This is a genomic window from Pedobacter sp. ok626, from assembly GCF_900100435.1.
Lineage (GTDB): Bacteria > Bacteroidota > Bacteroidia > Sphingobacteriales > Sphingobacteriaceae > Pedobacter.
This window is the reverse complement of record NZ_FNEX01000001.1, coordinates 339,964-361,375: the sequence shown is the minus strand read 5'-3', so window position 1 is coordinate 361,375 and position 21,412 is coordinate 339,964. Positions and strand designations below refer to the sequence as shown.

General features: G+C 39.0%; 10 protein-coding genes. All 10 read right to left on the bottom strand.

The annotated features are described in order from the left end of the window. Window positions 1-5: 5 nt before the first annotated feature. Entirely contained in the window at window positions 6-3,182 is a 3,177-nt protein-coding gene (locus tag BLS35_RS01250) for a DUF6298 domain-containing protein (protein WP_254778592.1), read from the bottom strand. A gap of 31 nt (window positions 3,183-3,213) precedes the next feature. Then, the gene (locus BLS35_RS01245; protein WP_090776964.1) at window positions 3,214-4,839 is read right to left on the bottom strand and encodes a polysaccharide lyase; all 1,626 of its coding nucleotides are present in this window, start codon (window positions 4,837-4,839) and stop codon (window positions 3,214-3,216) included. A 4-nt stretch (window positions 4,840-4,843) separates the two neighbouring features. Beyond that, window positions 4,844-6,499 (bottom strand): polysaccharide lyase, encoded by a 1,656-nt coding sequence (locus BLS35_RS01240; RefSeq protein ID WP_090776963.1) that lies wholly within the window; start codon window positions 6,497-6,499, stop codon window positions 4,844-4,846. Window positions 6,500-6,875: 376 nt separating this feature from the next. Continuing rightward, window positions 6,876-7,814 (bottom strand): RpnC/YadD family protein, encoded by a 939-nt coding sequence (locus BLS35_RS01235; protein ID WP_090776962.1) that lies wholly within the window; start codon window positions 7,812-7,814, stop codon window positions 6,876-6,878. Window positions 7,815-8,007: 193 nt separating this feature from the next. After that, a complete protein-coding gene (locus BLS35_RS01230; protein WP_090776961.1) occupies window positions 8,008-9,789 on the bottom strand; it encodes a RagB/SusD family nutrient uptake outer membrane protein in 1,782 nt (593 codons plus the stop codon). A gap of 12 nt (window positions 9,790-9,801) precedes the next feature. After that, complete coding sequence (locus BLS35_RS01225) at window positions 9,802-12,888, bottom strand: SusC/RagA family TonB-linked outer membrane protein (protein ID WP_090776960.1); 3,087 nt, start codon at window positions 12,886-12,888, stop codon at window positions 9,802-9,804. Window positions 12,889-13,256: 368 nt separating this feature from the next. Next, a complete protein-coding gene (locus BLS35_RS01220) occupies window positions 13,257-14,207 on the bottom strand; it encodes a hypothetical protein (protein ID WP_090776959.1) in 951 nt (316 codons plus the stop codon). 30 nt (window positions 14,208-14,237) lie between these two features. Beyond that, the gene (locus tag BLS35_RS01215; protein ID WP_090777334.1) at window positions 14,238-16,082 is read right to left on the bottom strand and encodes a RagB/SusD family nutrient uptake outer membrane protein; all 1,845 of its coding nucleotides are present in this window, start codon (window positions 16,080-16,082) and stop codon (window positions 14,238-14,240) included. A 26-nt stretch (window positions 16,083-16,108) separates the two neighbouring features. Then, window positions 16,109-19,249 carry a SusC/RagA family TonB-linked outer membrane protein gene (locus BLS35_RS01210; protein WP_090776958.1) on the bottom strand — a complete coding sequence of 1,047 codons (3,141 nt, stop codon included), beginning with the start codon at window positions 19,247-19,249 and terminating at the stop codon, window positions 16,109-16,111. A gap of 327 nt (window positions 19,250-19,576) precedes the next feature. After that, window positions 19,577-21,409 (bottom strand): RagB/SusD family nutrient uptake outer membrane protein, encoded by a 1,833-nt coding sequence (locus BLS35_RS01205; RefSeq protein WP_090776957.1) that lies wholly within the window; start codon window positions 21,407-21,409, stop codon window positions 19,577-19,579. Window positions 21,410-21,412: the final 3 nt, after the last annotated feature.

Below are 21,412 nucleotides of genomic sequence, written 5' to 3'. Positions count from 1 at the left end.
ATATTTTAGATTTTATTGATAAAAACTACTTCTTCTCCTGATGAGTGTTTTTTTAATTCGATGATTGATCCGCCTTTGAACTTTTCCTCATTAACCAAAGCGCCATTGCGGGGATTGATGTATTTAGCGGTGAAATTACCTGAAGCATTGCTTAGGTCGACCTTTAATGATGTAGCTGAACTGTTATAGTAAACGTATGCTTTACCTGAATTTGCTAAAGCATACTGTCCGATAGACTTTCCTGTCATTGCGACAGGTTTCATTCCGGCAGTTGCCGAAAGCAAAGCATTGTTAAAGCCAGGAATATCTGATAGTGAGCCGCCAGCCATAAAAATAGCCCAACCAAAAGAATCATAGCTATCTCCAGAATACATAACAGCCTTTTCAGGGTATTGTAAACGGTATTCGGATACAGCACGGTATACCTGTTCGAAAGAAGTCTTTTTAGGTTTTAGTAAACGTGCATGTTGACGTGGAGCCAGATTTTGTCCGCCTTGTGGTGCATAGGCTGTTCCATCAGCCTGATAATGCCAATAACGGATGTCAATCAAATCAACCACAGCAGCTCTGTCTTTATCAGCAAGGATCGCATCCTGCACATCTTTAGTGGTACTTAAACCAATTATCGGATGTTTACCTGTTTCTTTTTCCCATTCTTTTATGGTATCAATCCAGAACTGCACAAAATGCAAAGGCCCCGTAAATTCCGCTCCAATCAACTGTATCACGCCAGTGTTGGCAGCAAAATTATCCAGGCATTTTCGGATGTAGGCACGGTGTAATTCTCTGCGAGTTGGATTGGTAATATCGTAATACTGTTCGGCCATAAATATGCGCTTATCGCCCGCATAAGGAACTGGCTCCGGAAAACCTGTGCTATTGATGTTATTGGCCGTACGCCATGGGTAATCCGCATAATGTGCCCCTGCTTCTATGATGTTGTGCTGAAAATAGTTCTGATGAATCAGTACCAAGCCTTTTTGATCAGCAAGATCAGCAAACTGCTTAAGCCTATCCCAATACCATAAATTATATTTAGTCAGATCATATTTACTTAAACCATCCCAGGCTTTATCTTGCCCGCTTCTGGCAAACGGCAACTCATAAAATGGGGTCCACACCTCTCCGTCCATCCTTCTGATGCGTTCATGATCATCACGACGACGATCATACCACAGTCCGTAATTATGGTCTAAAATCTTTACTGTTCCATTTTGCATAGAATCAGTGGTTTGATCAAGGTCGTCAGTTAGACCTTTTCCCGTGCGTCCTGGAACAAAGCGGGTAATGTGTGACTTTGTGCTTTTCAAGCCATATGGTCTAGCACTTCCATTCCACCATTGCACATCCTGCCTGTCTCCGGTGACTACGGCATTACCGCGTACCAACCATCCATTGTTTACCAACATTGCTACCGCCAATGGAGCTTGCACAGGTTTTTCTACACCAATTTTGTCTATACTTTTAGCAGAACTGGCAGCTGTATTGATCTTTTGTCTTTGTGCCGCCTGATCTATATATTCCATAAGTGTCATTGCAGGCTTCACAGACAACTTCGTTAATTTCATTGCGACATCTACAGGTGGACTACTAGAAGCCTCAGTCTCCACAGGCATAACGAATGTGCGTGAATCTACCTGGCCGCCTAACCTATCTTTCAATTGAGCATAATATAAACTACGCGGCTGAATCTGCTCGTTCGACATATCCCAATATCCATCACCTGCAAACTGTGCCCAGGTACCAAAAGCCCAGTTTTGTGCTGTTGGTGGTTGATAGCAATCTACCCTTGCCGCTGTGCATTGCCAAAAAACACTGTTTGCCGCAGCCCAACCTGCCCCCTGCCCGTCCTGTCCACGGTTCATAAAACTCAGTGCCTGTCCGTCAATGTTTATCACATCAAACAATACACCGGATGCCCAGCTATCAATCGCCCCACTAAAGCTAAATGGCAAATAGGCCTGACATTGAACAAAAGCATTGGGACCTGGCGCACAATAGCCTACCGCGAAATCATGGTAACCATATTCCGAATACAATCTTTGAAACAATGTTTGTCCACCTGTAGTTAAAAAGGTATACCTACGTTCGCCACCTATCTCCGAAACCGGCGCTAAAGATTTACAATCTTCAACCGTTATTCTTTTAGCCGTTTCCTGTACGGTAACTACCGAACCTGCAAAATGCTCAAATGTAATCTGGCGAACCCAGGCGTCTTCAATATTCTCTAAGGAGATACCTGTCCAACGATGGTACTCATCTTTGGTATTTTTAGGATCAAAGGCAGATTCCAACCTCATATTTTCTGCTCCCGAATGGGAAATCCTACCTATCCATGTATATTTTGACACAGTAGCCTCGCCATACATTACATCTAGCGCTGTAGTTAAAGGTGCATCTAGTGTAAGCTCATTACCATTTACGGCAAGGACTTTCCTATCCCAGTAAATATCACGCTGACCGGGTTTCCAGCCTAAAGAAGTAATCCCACCACCAAAATGATCTGTGCCAATAACATCTATCCAGTCCTTTGTAGATGCCCGTTGCACGATCACTTTATCCCCTGATTTAAATGCACCTGCATTGGCCACTGTAATTTTCATGGCATTTACCGGAACATATTTATCGGTAATGGTTACTGGTTTTTCTTTAACAAGGTTACCCTGACCGGCTATACGTAAAACGCCTGACCGATCTAAACCAGTTGCATATAGTATAGTCCCACTTTCGTCCATACCACTACCCCGAAGCACTACACCCGAAGCATTGATTTTTAAAGTTCCCGCAATTTCATATTTCCCTTTCTCCAACAATACGGCTCCTCTTAAACCATCCTTACCTACAGGCAATTTGGCCACATAATTTAAAGCCGATTGGATTCTTAAGGTAGCATCTCCACCTTTAGCAGGCACAACAACTTTAACCAAGGCATCAGGAATAGCCTGTTCGCTGGCCATGTAACCACAATAAGAGAAATCAGGAATACGATTGCCTTTTTCATCAGGCGTATAATTCAATTTGCCATCCTTACCTTTAAATATAGGTTTAGGTGGTTCTACTACTTTTACTTTTTGTGCAAGTACCGGGCTGACATTTAAACAAATCAAAAATGCATAAAGCAGAACAGGTCTTATTTTTGCCCGAGCTTGCTTGTTAAAAAAATGTTGATTTGTCAGTATCATATTTGGTTAAGACTGATGAATTATGAGTGATTTATGGTTTCACCTCTTTTAAAGGTACCACACTATTGATGTAATTTTCAATATTTGAATAACCATTTTTTGTAATCTTTGTTGCATCCGATGCATCTTTAGGGTTTAAGCCGTTTTTAACTTCCCACGCATCTGGCATACCATCATTATCAGAATCTTTATAAGGAGTACCTTTATATTCTGGATATCCACCTACCTGACTGATATCAGATATGATACCCTTTTTATAAGAATCAGCAGGTAGTCTCCTTTTGATAAACTGACCTCCAGCAGGTTGCTTTGCCTGATCACTATATTTGATTACTCCAGTTTTAACCTGATCCACAATACGAGTGTCTACAGGATCGCGTTTTGGTAGTGATGCACCGGCATTATTCAAAACATAGGTATAAGCATCCTTAGCCGTAAGAGTGGTTACCTTTGCCATTGGCAAAGGTTTGTCTGTACGGATAGAATCCAACAGTTTTTGATTATTCGTTGCATCAGCTGGCTGTATACCTCCGGCCCAATTGTCCTTAGTTACTTTATCATTTCCTTCAATCACATTCCCTACAACATAAGCCTTTCCAAATAGGTGCGCATATCGTTTATCACGTCCCGATTCCGGTTTTAAGATCCTATAAGAAATAGGCTGACCTGGAGGGGTAATTGGACCTGGTTTATAATAGTTATTGATAAAGCTAAAAAACGAATTGTTATCACCTCCATCCGCACTTCTGTTCCACCAATTAAAAATTACGTTATTTACAAAGCCAAAGTCCCCGTACATTCCCACAGAAGGGTTTCTACTAATATTAGATGCCCACAAATTCCTCATGAACGTACTATTTAAGCCACCAATTGTACTGCCAAATGAATGGTTATAAGTATCTAGTGCTTCGGAGAAAATAGAGTTTTGTATAGTCACATTTACCGTAGGTAGCTTTTCTGGTGCAGCACCCTCGGTTTTGTAAACATGTCGGTATATTGACATGTTCTCATCTAATCCCCAGCTAGCCGATACATGATCGATTATAATATTACCAATCGGATTACCTCCTAAAGCATCATCCCTGCGGGTTACCTCTGTAGCTCCACGACGGAAACGCATATAACGGATCACCACATCATGAGTATCTATCCAGACAGACTCTCCAGCGATACATACCCCGTCACCTGGAGCAGATTGTCCCGCAATGGTGATGTATGGTGCACGGATGCTAACTGGACTTTTTAATTTTATAATTCCTGCTACATTAAATACGACAATACGTGACCCGCCTTCTTCACAAGCTGCACGAAATGATCCGGGTCCACTATCCGCCAGATTCGATACTACGATTACTCTACCTCCACGACCACCGGTAGTAAATGCACCGCCACCTTCTGCACCAGGAAAAGCAGGCAGACTAGACTTTAAAAGATCAGATGGTTTCGAAGCATTTGGAACGTAAGGTTTACCATTTTTAGCTTCCTGCTGAACAATCTTAAAGGCCTTATCCCATGCCAGATCAGATAATTTATCATACTTTGCCTGAACCGCGTCTGATGAATCCTGCATCGCAGGGGGTATCTTTGGATACTGTGCCGAGGCAACATTTCCAATTCCAACGGCGGCAACAGCCAGTATCAACGAAAGTGCTTTCATGGTATTACGGTTTAACAATTTTTACAGGAACAACACTATTTAAATAAACTTCGATATTTGAGTAACCACTTTTTGCGATTTTTGCTGCATCTGAAGCATCATTAGGATTCAATCCATTTTTAACTTCATAGCTATCTGGCATCCCATCGTTGTCAGCATCTTTGTAAGGCGTCCCTTTATACTCAGGATATCCTCCTACCTGACTGATGTCGGTAATGATGCCCATTTTATAAGAAGCTTTTGGTAACCTGCGGTGCTCAAAATCTGGTTTATCTGATAATTTAACATTTGCAGCGTAAGTAATTTTACCTGTTTTTACTTGCTCAATTACACGTGTATCTACAGGATCACGCTTAGGTAAAGTAGCCCCAACATTGGCCAATACATATTTATGTGCATCCATAGTTGGCAAAATGGTCATTTCGGCCATTGGAAAAGGCTTCTTAACACGCATTGCAGCAAAATATGGCTTTGCCTGCTCGTAAGTCATCAGGTTACCTTTTTTATCTTCAACCTGCACACCACCGTCCCAGTTGTCTTTAGTTACTTTTTCATTGCCTTCAATGATGTTTCCTTCTACATAAGCTCTTCCAAATACAACATAAGGTAATTTGCTTCTGCCTGATTCTGGTTTTAATATTCTATAACTGATCGGATCTTTTAATGAGGTTACCGGACCAGGTTTGTAGTAGTTATTGATAATATTGTACATCGCGGTATAATCTCCGCCATCTGTTGAACGATTGTTCCAGTTAAAGATCACGTTATTGGCAAAATTGAAGATCCCATTCCATCCGATTGATGGGTTACGGGCACCGTTATCTGCCCAGAGGTTACGCATAAAGTTACAGTTCTCACCTCCTAATGTACTACCAAATGCATGGTTCCAGGTATCTAAAGCTTCAGAGAAGATAGAGTTTTGGATCGTAATGTTTACTGTTGCCAACTTAACTTCTGTTTTACCTGTACTATCGTTATACATGTGTCGGTACATAGACATGTTTTCATCTAGTCCCCAACTTGCTGATACGTGATCGATCATGATGTTGCCTACTGGATTTCCTCCAATAGCATCATCTCTTCGGCCGACAAAAGTTTCTCCCCTTCTGAAACGCATAAAACGAACAATCACATCATGTGTATTTAGCCATACTGATTCACCAGCAACACAAACACCGTCACCTGGTGCAGTCTGGCCTGAAATGGTAATATAAGGTGCTCTTATGATTAAAGGTGTTTTAATCCGGATAATTCCTGAAACGTTAAATACGACAATCCTTGCGCCACCTTGCTCGCAAGCATCACGCAAAGAACCTGGACCGCTATCGTTTAGATTGGTAACGACAATTACTCGACCACCACGACCACCAAAGCTATGTGCTCCACCACCTTCAGCGCCAGGAAAAGCCAGAAGGTCTGATTGTGGAAGATCTACGGGGCGACCTGCCCATGGAATATAAGGTTTCCCTTCTTTCGCTTCTTTATCTATAATAGGTAGTGCTTTTTGCCAGGCGATATCTGATTGGCGATAAGCTTCCTTCATCATGTCTTCTGATTCTTTTTTGACATCAGCAGGTATGTTAGGATATTGTGCGAAAGCTGAGGGCGCCGCAACAACAAGTGCCGCAGAAAATACGAAATGCAAAAATCTCTTTTTCATCAATGTCTCGTTTAATTGAACATCAAAAAGTACGCAATTAATTTATATATAAAAAATATATTCAACTATAAATGCGAAATCAGTCTGACATATCCGATTTATAAATTTGGTTAGATTGTATATTAATCCAAAAATGCGATCTAAAAAATGGCTTTTACTATAGCATTTTTTCTATCTATTGTACAATCTTATCGCATCAGCTTTTATACGTCAAAATAACGTTTTATGTCGCGATGATGTTACAAGAGGAGCATTAAAATGGATCATTTTAACAAAAAAAGGGTGATCATTATGATCACCCTTCGATATTTTCTTTTTCTAAACCTTTTTTAAAAGTTGAATACTAATCCAGTGTTAAGACTACATCAACCATCAATTACAACTTATCAACTTCCTCAAGAGAAAGCCGTGTAAACTTTACGATTTTATCAAGAGGAAAACCATCCCTTTTCATTTCTTTGGCTATTTCTAAAGCCTCTTCATGACGCCCTTCTAATTTACCTTCACGTCTTTCTTGCATTTTTAGTACTTCTATTACACTCATATTTACATTACCTCCTGTTAACTTTTCTATCTGTTTATCAAACACTTTATTAATTTGCTCATTGTCAATAAATATGAAGTTTTTCAAGAACCCCAAAAAACTGATAATCCTATCATGGCTATAGCCCTGATTTAACAAAGCCCTTGCTATATTAAGCCTTGCTTTACCCAATTCAACATCAGAAATTTTCCCTTCCAATAATGCCTTTTGACATGCCAATACAACCAGTGCAAAAGGATTTTTATTTGCTAGAAGCACTTCCTCACTGTGTTCAAAAATATGGATGGCCAGATACTTAAAAGAAAGTATAGTTCCCAGTAGTTCGTCTCTATATTCTACTGGTCTCTTTTGGTTTTCACTTCCCGTAAACAAGGCAATAGCAGCTACTGATGAGTTGTAACGATCCCTTATTCGATAATTATACTGATAAAGTCGATAGGCAAAATCTGGTTCATTCCCACCTTCTATTTCGAGATTAAGCAATACCCATTTTTCTGTACCATCTTTCAAATAAAGCTTAGCCAGCAAATCCGCTTCACGCTTATCTCTCCTACGCTCTCTATTGGGAATAATAGAATGTAGTTCTTTATCCATAAACTCAATCCCCTTTTCAAAATCTAGTAGTTCATTGGCATCTGGATAAATAAAACGCAAAAAATCAGGAAAATTCTCTTTGAAAATCCCTTTTAGCAACTCATCATTTTTCTTTCGAGGCGTTAAACTAGCTTTTCCACCTTTTTCAATAGGCGAGTATTCTGACTCTTCTGGCATACCAGTTGCTTTATTTCATCAAAATATAACCAAAACGATTCACTACAACAACAAAAAATAACAACAAAATGATATTATTTTTCTAATTAAATAATATTTCACATAATAACATATTCAAAACCTTATATCAAACGAAAAAGCTGCTACCTTTCGATAACAGCTTTTTCCGTACGATCTAAAATCGAACTTATTTCTAATAACCTGGATTCTGGAATCCTGAAGGATTACTAATCGCATCGATTTGCCCTTGAGGGATCGGCCTTAATCCATGTGTACCGTCTATAAAATACTGCCCTACGTCTGGGTTCTTTTGTGTCAGGTAAGTTTTATTCAGCTTTCCGGTACGTTTCAAATCATACCATCTACCGTATTCACCGCAAAGCTCCCTCGCACGTTCGTCGAGCAAAAACTGTAAAGATATATCAGCAGCACTAACTTGCTGCCCTACTACTCTTGTTCTTAAAGCATTTACGTATCCCGCTGCAGTGCCATTTGCACCACGAAGGTAAAATTCTGCTTCCGCGGCAATCAGATATACCTCTCCTAAACGCATTATGGTTGAATAAGCATCACTGGTAAACTGATTTGCTTTTGGACTGATTAATGATCCGGAATTAAACTTGGTTAAGGAAGGATAAAAACGGATAAACGGGTTTTCTACTTCACCAGGTGCCTGGTTTACCCTTGTATACTTCATTTTGACCTTTTGGTCATCCCCATATAAATCTTTATAATCAACAACAATGTATTTCTGAGCTAATCTTGCTGCCTGTTCAGCAGTATAACCGGCGTCCTCCGGACGTATAAATTTAATAGCTGGTTCTCCACTGGTTACTGCAGTGCCCGCAGGTATAGCGGCAGACCTATCAAACTGTCTAATGGCATCCGCATTCCAGCTGTAATTAGTATTGGCAGTCCAGCTGGTTTGAAACGACAGCGCGTATCTTGGATCCAGCGTTCCGTCAGGGTTCTTAAATACATCCATCAGGTATTTTGTTGGCATAAAACTACCACCCGACCAGCGACCTACCACAGTTTCAAATCCTCCTGATACAATCGCACCAAACGCAGTTGGCGTACAATAGAAACGCTTAAAGTCATTGTTATGATCGTACAAGTTTGTAGAGCCATAATTTTGTGAATATGGAAGCTGATAAAGTGCTTCCAGATTGTTTCTATTATTTGCTGCATTAAAATTGTCGACAAAGTTATTGTACAAACGTGTGTTATAATTTGCTGGTGCATCTATTAGCTTTTTAGCTGCATTAATTGCCTCTTCCAGGTATTTATCGGTTCCATATTCTTTGGTTTGAAGGCAAGCTTTCGCTAAAAGACCAATAGCAGATTTTTTTGACGGGCGTCCCGCCTGAGCAACTGTTACTGTAGTAGGTAAATTATCAGCAGCAAAACGCAAATCAGGTAGAATCACTTTTTCATAAACTTCCAGCGCAGGTGTGCGGGATGACGCTAAAACAGGTGCATCGGTTTCTGAAATACTCAATGGAACCGCTCCAAATTGTTCCACCAGGTGGAAATAGTATAATGCCCTTAAAAAATGAGCTTCAGCAACAAGTGCATTCTTTTCCTGCTCGCTACTAAAATCCTGTACCTGGTCTGCCCTCAGTATAACGATGTTACAATAGTTAATGGCATCGTAAGCACCGTTCCAGTAGTCTTTCGCCATATCTATCGACATGGTACCACCAGAAGCATATTTCATGTAATTTTGATTGTTATTGGTATTTAGATCAGAGGTCCAGATATCCGTTCCACCTTCCGTCACCAGTAGTAAGTTACGTCCATAGAAATACCTTGACAAGTCAAAATAACAACTTGTTACCAGCTTATTAAACCCCGCCTTGTTCGCTGCAACTTTATCAACTGTTACCCCAGAAGGATTAACCTCTTCAAGTGAACAAGAACTGGCAAATAATCCCAGTCCCAGCATGGCCATATATATATATTTTATCTTCATGTCTGTAAAAAATTAAAATGTAACGTTTAGTCCGAGTACAAACTGTTTGGTTAGTGGAAAGTTATCAGAACCATTAGATTCCGGATCCTGATATTTTAACAAATCACTTTTGGTAAAGATGAATGGATTGTTGGCTGTAGCATAAAAACGAAGTTTTTTAATAGCAACTTTTTTGATTACACTTTCGGGTAAGGTGTAACCTAAAGTGAGATTTCTGATTTTAAAGAAAGAACCGTTTACATATTTTAAGGCATCAAAACCAACATAACCGGATGTATTAGAGTGAATTCCAGGTCTTGGCAGATAAGCTCCAGGATTCTCAGGTGTCCAGTAATCAATATCATCAGGACTATTTGCTGAAGTTCCACTGATTGGGTTGTAGCGGGTAATCAAATTACTCGCAATCATTTGCCCCCATCTTGCAGTCAGCATTACACTGGCATCGAAATTCTTATATCTAAAATTATTCTGCAAACCGGCGGTCCAGTCAGGAACTTCAGAGCCTAATATAACCCTGTCGGTGAGGCTGTAGGTATGCTTACCATCGGCATTAAATGTACCATCGGTGGCTAGCTTAATGTCGCCAGGCTCAGAATTATACTTTGCCGCTTCTGCAATTTCACTTTCCTGCCAGATGCCTAAATACTTGTAATCAAATAAAGCTGAAAGCGGTTGTCCATAAAATTTTTTATCTGTGATCAGGTCTTTGCCTCCAGGTAACGAAGTAATTTTTTCTTTGTTGGTTGCAAAGGTCAAGGTACTTCCCCATGAGAAATCATCCCGCTCCATGTTTCGTGTGTTGATGAGTATCTCCAAACCTTTATTGTTCATTTCACCCACATTTTGCCAGATCAAAAATGGTGATCCCCATGAACCTCCAAGAGATCCGGGAAGGGTGCGCTTAAACAACATATCCCTGGTATCGGTATTGTACCAATCCACGGTTAGGTTTACCACTCCTTTAAAAAACTCGGCATCCAAACCTACGTTGGTATTGTAAGATTTTTCCCAGCCCAGTTCTCTGTTTGCAAGGAGCTGGTTGAGGATAAATGCCGGGGCTGCAACATCGCCAAAACCAACTGCCCGTGGTGTATTAAAGCCTCCTGCCTGTGTACCGTAAGCCTCCACACCACCTGAATTTCCTGTTATGCCATAACCTATACGAAGTTTAAGACTGGATACACTTTTGATTTCCTTAAAAAAATCTTCATCGCTAATTCTCCAAGCCACCGCTCCCGCTGGAAAAGAGTCCCACTTATGTCCTTCGGATAAGCGAGACACACCGTCCCAACGATTAGAAAGCGTAAACAGATATTTACCCTTATAGTTATAGTTCATCCTTCCTACGAATGAATTAGATTGATCCTGTGTGTATACAGAATTAACTACGGCTGATGTTCCGCCACTAAGGTTGTAAAAGGAATAGGAATCCATATCAAATCCAGAATTGCCTGCTAAATTACTTTCTGTCCGGTTTTTAGCTAAGGATGTTACCCCGGTAAAACTAAAATGGTGGTCATCCTTGAGGGCAAATTCATAGCTTAGGATATTTTCCCAACGATAGTTTACAGTTCTCCGGTTTTCGATTACCGCAGCAGGAATTTTATAGCCTGCCACAGGATTCGCAATGGATTGCGTCCCAAAGTACTTTCCGTTTCTAGACGATGCTAATGTAGTTCCAATCACTGAACGGAAAGACAGACCTTTGATGGGTTTGAATTCCAGATAAGCATTACCTGCGAAATAAGTATTTAAGGTATTATTTTCATATTGGTTTTCAATCTGATCAGACAAGGGATTGGTCACACCTTCTACAGGTTTAGGGTTAATTTTCCCATTAGCATCGAAGGCATCTCCTAGTGGAGCAAAGGTTAAACTGTTCCCAAAAATATTCTGGCCAGCAGCATCATTGTCGGTATAGGTTAACTGCAAATTGGTTCCTACCTTAAAAATCTTAGACAAAGTGTGATCAATATTTGCACGCACCGCGTACTTTTTATTCTGATCATTTTTGATCAGACCTTGTTCATCATTATAGTTTAAGGATAGGTAAGCCTTTGTTTTTTCTGTCCCTCCGGTAACGGAAACACTATAATTCTGCTGTATTCCATCTCTTAACGCTAGATCTACCCAGTCTACCCATTTCCCAGCTTCGTAAGCAGCGAGCTGGCCAGGCACAGTAAAGATGTTACTCATGAACTCTGGATACACATCATTAGCTCCGCGATAAGCCTCACGTTTTAACTTGATGTAATCATCTCCGATCAATCCGTGTGGATATTTAGGAAAACCATTGTAGCCAAAAAAAGAATCGAAAGTGATGCTGCTACTTCCAACTTTTCCTTGTTTGGTCGTGATCATGACCACCCCATTTGCCCCGGCAGAACCATAAATAGCAGTAGATGAAGCGTCTTTCAACACATCTATAGACTCAATATCATTCGGATTCAGTTCAGCATAACTGCCCTGAATACCATCAATAATATATAAAGGATCATTGCTTCCAAAAGCAGACCGATTACCTCGAAGTCTAATGGTCGGACTAGATCCAGCTTTACCGGAAGTAGTCGTAATATCCATACCAGATACTTTTCCTTGCAAAGCATTCATTGCATTGGCTGTTGGTGTAAGCACGATATCATCTGCTTTTACAGACGCTACTGAACCGGTAAGGTCACGTTTTTTTACCGTTCCATAACCTACTACTATAACCTCATCTAAATCAGATGTTTCGTCTTCCAGTACAACTGAAATCGTCGTTTTTCCAGCTGCTGATATTTCCTGAGTTTTGTAGCCCAGCATAGTAATTACCAATGTTTCTGTTCCTGTTGGCAAATTTAATCTGAAAACACCATTGGCATCTGTTGAAGTTCCTGTAGTTGTGCCTTTGATTTTAACACTTGCACCCGGCAACGGCTGGCCTTTGGCGTCTTTAATTGTTCCTGTTACGTTTACGAAAGGAGAAACGATACCAGTGCTTTGCGCTCTTTTAATAGTTGGAATGACTGCAAAACCAGATACCGGTAAAAATAACGCCATGACTAAAGGAGCATAAGATTCCTTTAACCATTTGCTTTTAAAAAGCCTTTTTTGTTTCATACTTCTTCTCGTCAAATGATTTAAAATTTGGTTTATTCTTTTTGTATTTTAATAAGGGAGTGCGGAATTGATGATCAGTTCATCTAAGGATGGTGTATCCTCATAGATAGTACTTATCAGACCTGTACATGCTGACGGTGTATTGCTGCTTAATTTTATAGTGTTTGGATTTATTGATTAGGGTTCAAAAATGCAATCAATAACAAATAGTTTACTGTAGTATTTTTTCAATGAATTGTACAATATTACCATATCATTTTATAAACGTCAGAATAACGGTTTATGTCGCATATATTTTACAAAGGGTTATAATGTAAAAAGGCTGCCTTTTGATGAAGACAGCCTCTAAATACAAAATAATGAAGATTTTATCTTGCAATTTTTACATCTACATTCATAAACACTGCTTTCCCAACATTATTAGTTTCGATTGAATTAACATAAAAAGCTCCATATTTACCTTCTGGTGTAAGAAAATAGAATAAGCTTCCAGCTATCAATCCCGTACTGGTATTTGTCCGTGTTGTTGTAGGTTTTGCACTTTTTGCTGCATTCACAATTTGTTCACCTGTCCTAAGGCCTAAAAATGCACTCGATTGACCATTTTTAGGAACAGAATAGAGTGTCGCTCTTTTCGTCCAAGAACTTATGTCATATGAAGTAAAAGGCAGTGGATTTGCATTTAATGCATAGATCTCATACTTATAAGTTGCCAATCTTCCGGTGCCATCTAATACTGGAACTCTAAATAGTCCCAAATCTATTTTTGAGGAATTTACTTCAGCATTGGAATAGTTGAAAAGTTCACCAGTTTTAAGTGCATAATAGCACTTATTCACTTTCCCAACAGTATCAGGTGTTGTCAGTTCCCGGCCGGCCCAATAGTCATAATCGGATTTCACATCCAATGTAATGGTTTTATATCCATCTCCAAGGTAAACACCAGCCTTATCAATAGCCCATATACGATAGGAAATTTTTCCAACTCGAGTATTCATTTTTAGTTTTACAATACCAGAATAGCTTCTACGCTGATCATCAGTTAAGAATATCTTCGTCGGAATTGCTGCCGAAGTTTCAAAAATACATACTGCTGCCATATCCTTATTGGCAGATTCGATTGTATATTCTAGATAAACACTATCCCCGGGATTTACTACTTTAAAATCGGTAACAGCGTACGGACTGTTTGAATGATAAGTAACCTTTACATCATCAAACATATTAAAAATATTAGTCGTTTCCTTCTTGCAGGAAGAAAAGATAAGGGCCATAACTATTGCAAACCCGGCATATTTATTAATTAATTTCATCATCATTTTCTTTAAAGGTTATGACTAAATAATTATTTACAATGGATCAAATGTTCCTCCGTCCCATCCGATCGTTTGTTCCAGTAAAGGGCTGGAATTCATAAATGTAGAGGGTAGAGCATAAAAATAATAGGTCTCAGGAATACTAAATCCAGTTACACCAACTGTATTGACACTGGTTTTAAAATACTTATCAAATGTTGTTCTGTCATTAATATTAATTCCTTCACGGAACATAGCGCCGGTAGTTGGGTTCACAACCTCCAATTCATTTCTAAGTGCGTCAGTTTTCGTTTCCCATACCTGAATACGCATTTGCCCAGATAGTAAATGAAAAGTACGTGTACGTCTCAAATCATATCCACGCTTACCTTCGAAAGCAAATTCGATCTTCCGCTCATCCATAATCAAATCACGCATTTGTGTTGTACTTGCAGCTAATGATAAACCATAATCCATTGTACCAGGTTGAATATTTGCACGTATACGGATCTCTCTTACTAAATCTTTGGCTAAGCTAAGATTACCTATTTCATTTGCACATTCAGCATAATTTATAATTACTTCTGCATAGCGCAATTCTATCCAATCCATGCCGTTTCCACCAAAGTCATTTGAATAACTAACCGATCCTTTTGCCAAATCAGGATTTGCAAAACGTTTCATGTAAAAGCCTTGAATTCCAGTTGTACCTTCAGATGCATTTTTTAAATAATTCCACTGTCTTCTTGTTGCATTACCACTAAGCTTCCAATTAGCACCATTATAGGCGATAGTTGCATCGAATCTTGGATCTCTATTTAACCAGAAAAGCACCGGATCATATGTATATGAAGATCCTTTACCAATTGGAACTCCATCCTTCATAGGATAGCTTTCTACAAGCTGCAATGTTGGTGTGAAGGCTGAAGCACCTCCGCCTTCCTGTCCTGGCCTTAATTTAGCTTCGACATTCTGGCCTCTTTTAGCAATTGCACTGGAGTAGGTCCTTACTATAATCGCTTCTGTATTCGGTGTGCCCTCTTTTAGAAAAATATCAGAATAATTTTGCATTAACGCACTACCCGATGCTTTGCAGATATCGTAAGCATCTTTACAAGCCAAATAAGCAGTTTGCCATCTATTTGGGTCATAAGGATGCGCCGGGTCAGTACGTGGATTAAATTGAGGGCTCGCCCAATATAATAACGCTCGACCTTTAAGAGCTGCTGCTGCTTGACGTGTAAACTTACCTCTTTCTTTTGCATCATCCAAAACGACCCCGTTTAACAATACCATCGCCGAATCCAGGTCATTAACAATTGCTTTAAAGCACTCAGAGGCTTTTGCACGACCTTCTAATTTAACATTGTCAGGGTTCTGCGGTTCCAATACAAGAGGCACGCCTCCATATAAACGTACCAATTCAAAATAAGACAATGCCCTTAAAGCATAAAATTGCCCCCTTAGCCTATTTTTGGATTGTTGAGACAGGCTTCCTCCTGGAATTTCCTTTAATGCGGTATTACAACGCGCTATATCGAAGTATCTGTTATCACCCTTTGTGCCTTGGTATTTGGTAGCAATAAATTTAACATCGTTTGATGTCAATGCTCCGTTAACACCAATTGCTTTTCTCATAATAGCATCGTTAGAAGAAAAACGATCCTCGTCACTCGCATATATAACGTTGTTTGCTGGATATTCATAAGGAAATTCCGGCATCACAACATCATAAGTATCATTTAAAAGAAACTGGATTGCTCCCTCATTATTCCATATTTGCGAATCAAGAGCATTACGGTCTTTAAGGTCAAAAAAATCTTTTTTACATCCTGCAAATACAACTATTAACGAAACTGCCGCAGCTAAAGTAAATACTTTTTTATATTGATATTTCATCTTTCTAGTTTTAAAATTCTTGATCATTACAAACTCACATTTAAACCCAAAGAAATCGTTCTCAAAGTTGGGTAATCGTAGATAGTTGAAGAATAAGGATCTTTATATTTCAATGGATTGATAATTGTCCAAAGGTTATTACCCGTCAATACGAGTCTTGAATCGCCAATTCCAATTTTACTTAAGAAAGCTTTAGGCATTTTATAGGTCAATGTCATGCTGTTTATTCTAATCATTGTACCGCTTACTGCCCAAAAATCTGAATTCCACCCTGCGGCTATAGAAGCATCGTCATATCTCGGAAATTTAGCATTTGGATTTTCCGCTGTCCAGTGATCTTTCCAATATGCAGGAACATTTAAAGTCGTACTTGCAGGGGCTTTGGATTTACTATCATAAAATTCTTTGCCGCCAAATCTAGTTACAAAGTTGGTACTTAAACTTAGAGTTTTGTAAGTTACCCCTACATTGAAACCTACGCCAAACGAATTCGTGCTATTAAACATAGGCACCTGATCTTTTTCTGTTATTTTCCCGTCCCCATTCGTGTCTTCATAATATAGCCAACCAACCTGTGGCACTTTAGCATTAATCGTATAAGTTGGATTTTCATTCATAAAAGCATCCAATTGTGCTTGTGTTCTAAACATACCTTTAGAGATCAAACCATAATTAGCGCTGTTATATTTTTTTGTATCAGTTCCAAACTGATATTTTAAGTCCGGATAAGTAATATCCCATAACTGAAATTCATTATAAAACATTTTATCAATTCTATTATTGGCAAAACCAAAAAGCACATCAGTACTTATCCCCCAGTCTGAACCAATTTTAGTGCGGTACCCAACTGTGAATTCAGACCCCCAACTGGTACGTTCTTGATAATTTACAGTTGGAGCTTCAAAACCTGCGTACATTGGAAAATTTTCATTATTTCCTGTATCGTAAGCATCGTAAGAATACCTGTGATAAAACTCATATGTAAAACTTAGTTTATTGTCTAACATGGAAGCGTCCAAACCTAAATTCAACGTACGCGATTTCTCCCATGAAATATCCGGATTTGGCATTGCAGATGGATTTACTCCCCCTGTTAAGTTATCTCCATATAAATAACCATTTGGATCGACAATATATCGGTATTGCCATAAACGAGCATTAACTCGACTTTCTCCAACTAGACCATAATTTGCTCTAACTTTCAAACGGTTGACAAATTTCACATTTTTTTTAAAAAAATCTTCTTCACTAATCGCCCAACCTAAGCCTAAACTCGGAAAAACACCCCAACGATTTCCAGGAGCAAAATTAGATGAGGCATCCATACGAGCTATACCTTCAATAAAATATTTTTTGTCATAATCGTAATTTAACCGACTAATATAAGATCGTTGAACTGTTTCAAAAATGCTCTTATTCTGTAATGTAAAAGAAGACCTGTCAAAACCCCAGTATTCATCTATATTTGCTAAGACTTGATTTCTCCATAAAACAGAAAGACTTTCGTCAACACCTTCAGATTGATCGAACGCTGCCATTACGTTAAAACTGTGTTTGCCTATAGTTTTATCGTAGCTTAAAGACGCAATAGCCTGATAACTTGAACCAAGAGTTGTTCCTGTCAACAATTGAGCATTAGCTGAACTAATAGCTTCAACGACATGATTTTGTGTAGCTGGAATATTCGTATAAAGCAAATTATTTTGACCAGTCATTTGAAAATTATACACATTATATGCTGGTGTGTACTGATTACTATTACCGCTTCTGCTGTTTTTTCCAAATTGAACCCTCGCGGTTAACCCAGATAAAAATTTAGGTTTATAATCAAGTGAAGCATTTAACGCCAAACCTTGCGATTTATCCCAAATGTTATTACCAGCCTGCATAACACCATAAGGATTTGTTTTATTGTTATAATTAACAGCTTTCCCATCTATTTGCATCGGCACCCATTTAGGGGTAGTTATCAACTGTTGAAAAAATGCCTGGTCGTTTTCGCCACCATTTTTATAAGTATCGCTTGTTCGTTTAGAAAAATCAGCATTGAGCGTTACCTGAGCAGTTAAGCCTTCAATTATTTTAGCTGTCATTCCCGAACGGAAGGCGTATTTGCTGTATTTAATACCACCATAATTACCGGATTCATCGTAGTAATTACCACCCGCAAAAAAAGTGATCGCATCAGAGCCACCTGAAACATTCATATTGTGTCTGTTTACAGCTGATGTTTGCCACAATTCATCGAACCATCCTTTTGTTTTATTATTTTTTAGTTGTTCCAAATCTGCCTCAGAAAAGAATTTGTTTGAGGCTTCATTTGCAACTTTAAATCCATCATTTAAAAGAATAGCATGATCATATGCTGATAACATATCAACACTTGAAGCATTATCTGATACCCCCCTGAATCCGGTATAGCTAATCTGCGGTTTCCCTCTTTTACCCTTTTTTGTAGTTATAAGTACAACCCCCTTAGCTCCTGACGCTCCATATATCGCTGCAGAAGCATCTTTAAGAAACGATATATCTTCAACCATCGTCGGGTCTATATTATCGAAATCATCCCTAGTAACAGTTATACCATCAATAACATAGAGCGGTTCACTACTTACACCTAAGCCTTTTGCCGACTCCGATACCGCGGAATTACGAATATTAATAGTCACAGATGCCCCAGGCTTACCAGAAACGGCATTTACACCTACACCGGGTAGTCTATTCCTTAAAGCGGCTGCAATATTTGGAACTGGCAAATCCTGAATATCTTCAGCTTTAATATTTACCACAGAGCCTAATATTTCGGATTTCTTTTTGGAACCATAACCAACAACGATCACTTCATCCAGATCAGCATTATCAGAAGCGAGTGAAATGTTTAATGTTGTTTTACCTGCAAGAACAATCGTTTGCCTTTTGAAACCGATATAAGAAAACACCAACGCATCAGTAGCAGGATCAGCCTGAATGGTGTATATACCATCGGCATTGGTGGCTACGTTACTGGGCTTGCCTTTAATGCTGACATTAACGCCGGGCATCGACCCTCCGTCACTGGCATCAGTAACTTTACCAGTAATTTTCTTTACTTGCGCGTACGATGTAGCACAAAAAAGCAGGGACAATAGGACTATCCCTTTTAACGTTCGTAAAAGTTTAAAATTCATACTTAGTTTGTTGGTTTATGTTTGGTTAATTGGTTAATCCGAGAGGATTAAACAGCTTTTCACAAGCACAGAATGGTATTGATAAAACTGTTATTGGTGCAGTTTTTTAGTGCGGAATGAGCTGTCAATCTAGTTCAGATTTATTTTTGTAAAGCTTTTATCAAATAATATTATTTAATGTTGTTAATTATCTGTTTGTGTGTTCTTGGTATTAAAAACCCGTTACCGATAGTTACTTTAATCAGTAACGGGAGTTCTCTTCTAACCAAATAAAGAACTTCTGAGAGCGCCTATCTAACCAAAGAATGCGTTTGTCTTTTTATAATTTTACTGCAAGGGGTCAAACGTTCCTCCCCAACCCTTATTTTGCAACAATTTAGGATTGTTTGCTATGGATGCAATAGGTATACCAAAGAAGTAGTACTCCTCCTTCCAGGATATAGTATAGCCGGTATCCATATTTTTCACACTTAATGTAAAAAATGGTGTGGCCTGATCCACAGTAAGACCATCTCTTCCTGCAAAAGGAGATACAGAAAGGCTAGTTGGTGCTCCCGCTTTAATGTTTAATTGAATGCCTGTTCTAACTTTTCCATTCAAAACTGAAGAAAAAAGTTTCCTTCTACGAAGATCCCAAAAACGTTTTCCTTCAAACGCAAATTCGATCTGACGTTCATACATCACAGCATTAATCAATTGAACATTCGTCATGCCAATATCTAAACCATATAATCCATTTGCTCCAACTTCTATCCCAGCACGTTTTCTAATAAGTTTCAGGTTATCATAAGCCTCAGACGAACGTCCAGTTGCCGCCGCACATTCAGCTAGGTTCAACAGTACTTCCGCGTACCTTATCTCCATCCAATCTGTACCTGAATATTGTACATTACTTTGTAATACATTCGGATCTATCGCCTTTCTACAGTAGAAACCTGTACCTGATGCTTTAGGTTCGGAAGTGCTAAACACAGTTGGTTTACTTAAGTCCGGGTTATAGAAATAAGTCCAAAGCCTGTAATTCTGATTTCCAATGATATTCCAAGTACAACCATTATAAGCAATCGTTTTATCAAAACGAGGATCTCGATTTTTATAATAGGTATCATTTGAAAATGTATAGGCTGACGTAGGATCTCCAGGCTTTTTACCGTCTTTCATAGGATAAGCTTTAACCATATCCCATGTCGGTTGGTTACTACCGCCACTTGTACCTAAATAAGAAGGTCTGGTTGCAACATCATATCCATTATTTCTCCTGCTATCAGTTGTAAGATTATTATACCCTGTTACAAAAACTGCTTCGGGATTATTTACCTCAGTGAACCACATGTTTTCATATGAAGCATTTAAACCAAATCCATTACTTGATAATAAAGTTACAGCTTGGGTATTAGCGATGTAAGCATCCTCCCAACGCTGAGGGATACTTGCAGGATTACTTGGATCACTTACGCCTTCTGTAATAAACTGTGGACTTGCCCATGTCAGTAAAACCCGACCTTTAAGCGCAGCAGCAGCCCCCGCAGTAATGCGTCCCCAATCAGAACTTCCTGCCCATTTTTTCGGCAGGTACTTAATTCCGCTATCCAAATCTGCAACGATCTGCGCTATACATTCAGACGTTTTGTTACGTGGAAGTAAAGCGGCATCTTTAGCCTCAGTACCGACAGCTTCCAAAGGGGTAAGTACTAGTGGAACACCACCATACAGTCTAACCATATCAAAATAACGAAATGCACGTAGAAATAAGGCCTGAGAAATCATTCTATTCTTTGTGCCTTGTGGCATTGTACCGCTATTAACATCTCTTATAAAAGTATTGATGTATCGAATTTTTCCGTAGTTATTATTTACATTGGAACCAGTAGTAATGTCAGTGACATCGCTGTTTGTTAAAGTGCCTCTAAAAAATTTATTATCATTATAGGTTTCTTCCGATATTCCACCCGGATTAGAAATAGCACCACCGGTATTACCTGCCCAATCCGGTAAATTAGAATTATACAAATAGTTCAAATTCAGTACTGCCAATGTAGAATCATTAAATATCTGATCTGCAACCGCATTTCCCTGATCAACATTATCCAGAACTTTTTTACAACTGCTAAGTGCCAAAGACAAACAAAGTGCAGCTACTAATATTTTATATCTTTTCATATC

Coding starts and splice junctions, on each gene's coding strand:
- BLS35_RS01240 (WP_090776963.1), bottom strand. CDS start 6,499: ATGAAAAAGAGATTTTTGCATTTCGTATTTTCTGCGGCACTTGTTGTT.
- BLS35_RS01205 (WP_090776957.1), bottom strand. CDS start 21,409: ATGAAAAGATATAAAATATTAGTAGCTGCACTTTGTTTGTCTTTGGCA.
- BLS35_RS01220 (WP_090776959.1), bottom strand. CDS start 14,207: ATGATGATGAAATTAATTAATAAATATGCCGGGTTTGCAATAGTTATG.
- BLS35_RS01215 (WP_090777334.1), bottom strand. CDS start 16,082: ATGAAATATCAATATAAAAAAGTATTTACTTTAGCTGCGGCAGTTTCG.
- BLS35_RS01230 (WP_090776961.1), bottom strand. CDS start 9,789: ATGAAGATAAAATATATATATATGGCCATGCTGGGACTGGGATTATTT.
- BLS35_RS01210 (WP_090776958.1), bottom strand. CDS start 19,249: ATGAATTTTAAACTTTTACGAACGTTAAAAGGGATAGTCCTATTGTCC.
- BLS35_RS01235 (WP_090776962.1), bottom strand. CDS start 7,814: ATGCCAGAAGAGTCAGAATACTCGCCTATTGAAAAAGGTGGAAAAGCT.
- BLS35_RS01225 (WP_090776960.1), bottom strand. CDS start 12,888: ATGAAACAAAAAAGGCTTTTTAAAAGCAAATGGTTAAAGGAATCTTAT.
- BLS35_RS01250 (WP_254778592.1), bottom strand. CDS start 3,182: ATGATACTGACAAATCAACATTTTTTTAACAAGCAAGCTCGGGCAAAA.
- BLS35_RS01245 (WP_090776964.1), bottom strand. CDS start 4,839: ATGAAAGCACTTTCGTTGATACTGGCTGTTGCCGCCGTTGGAATTGGA.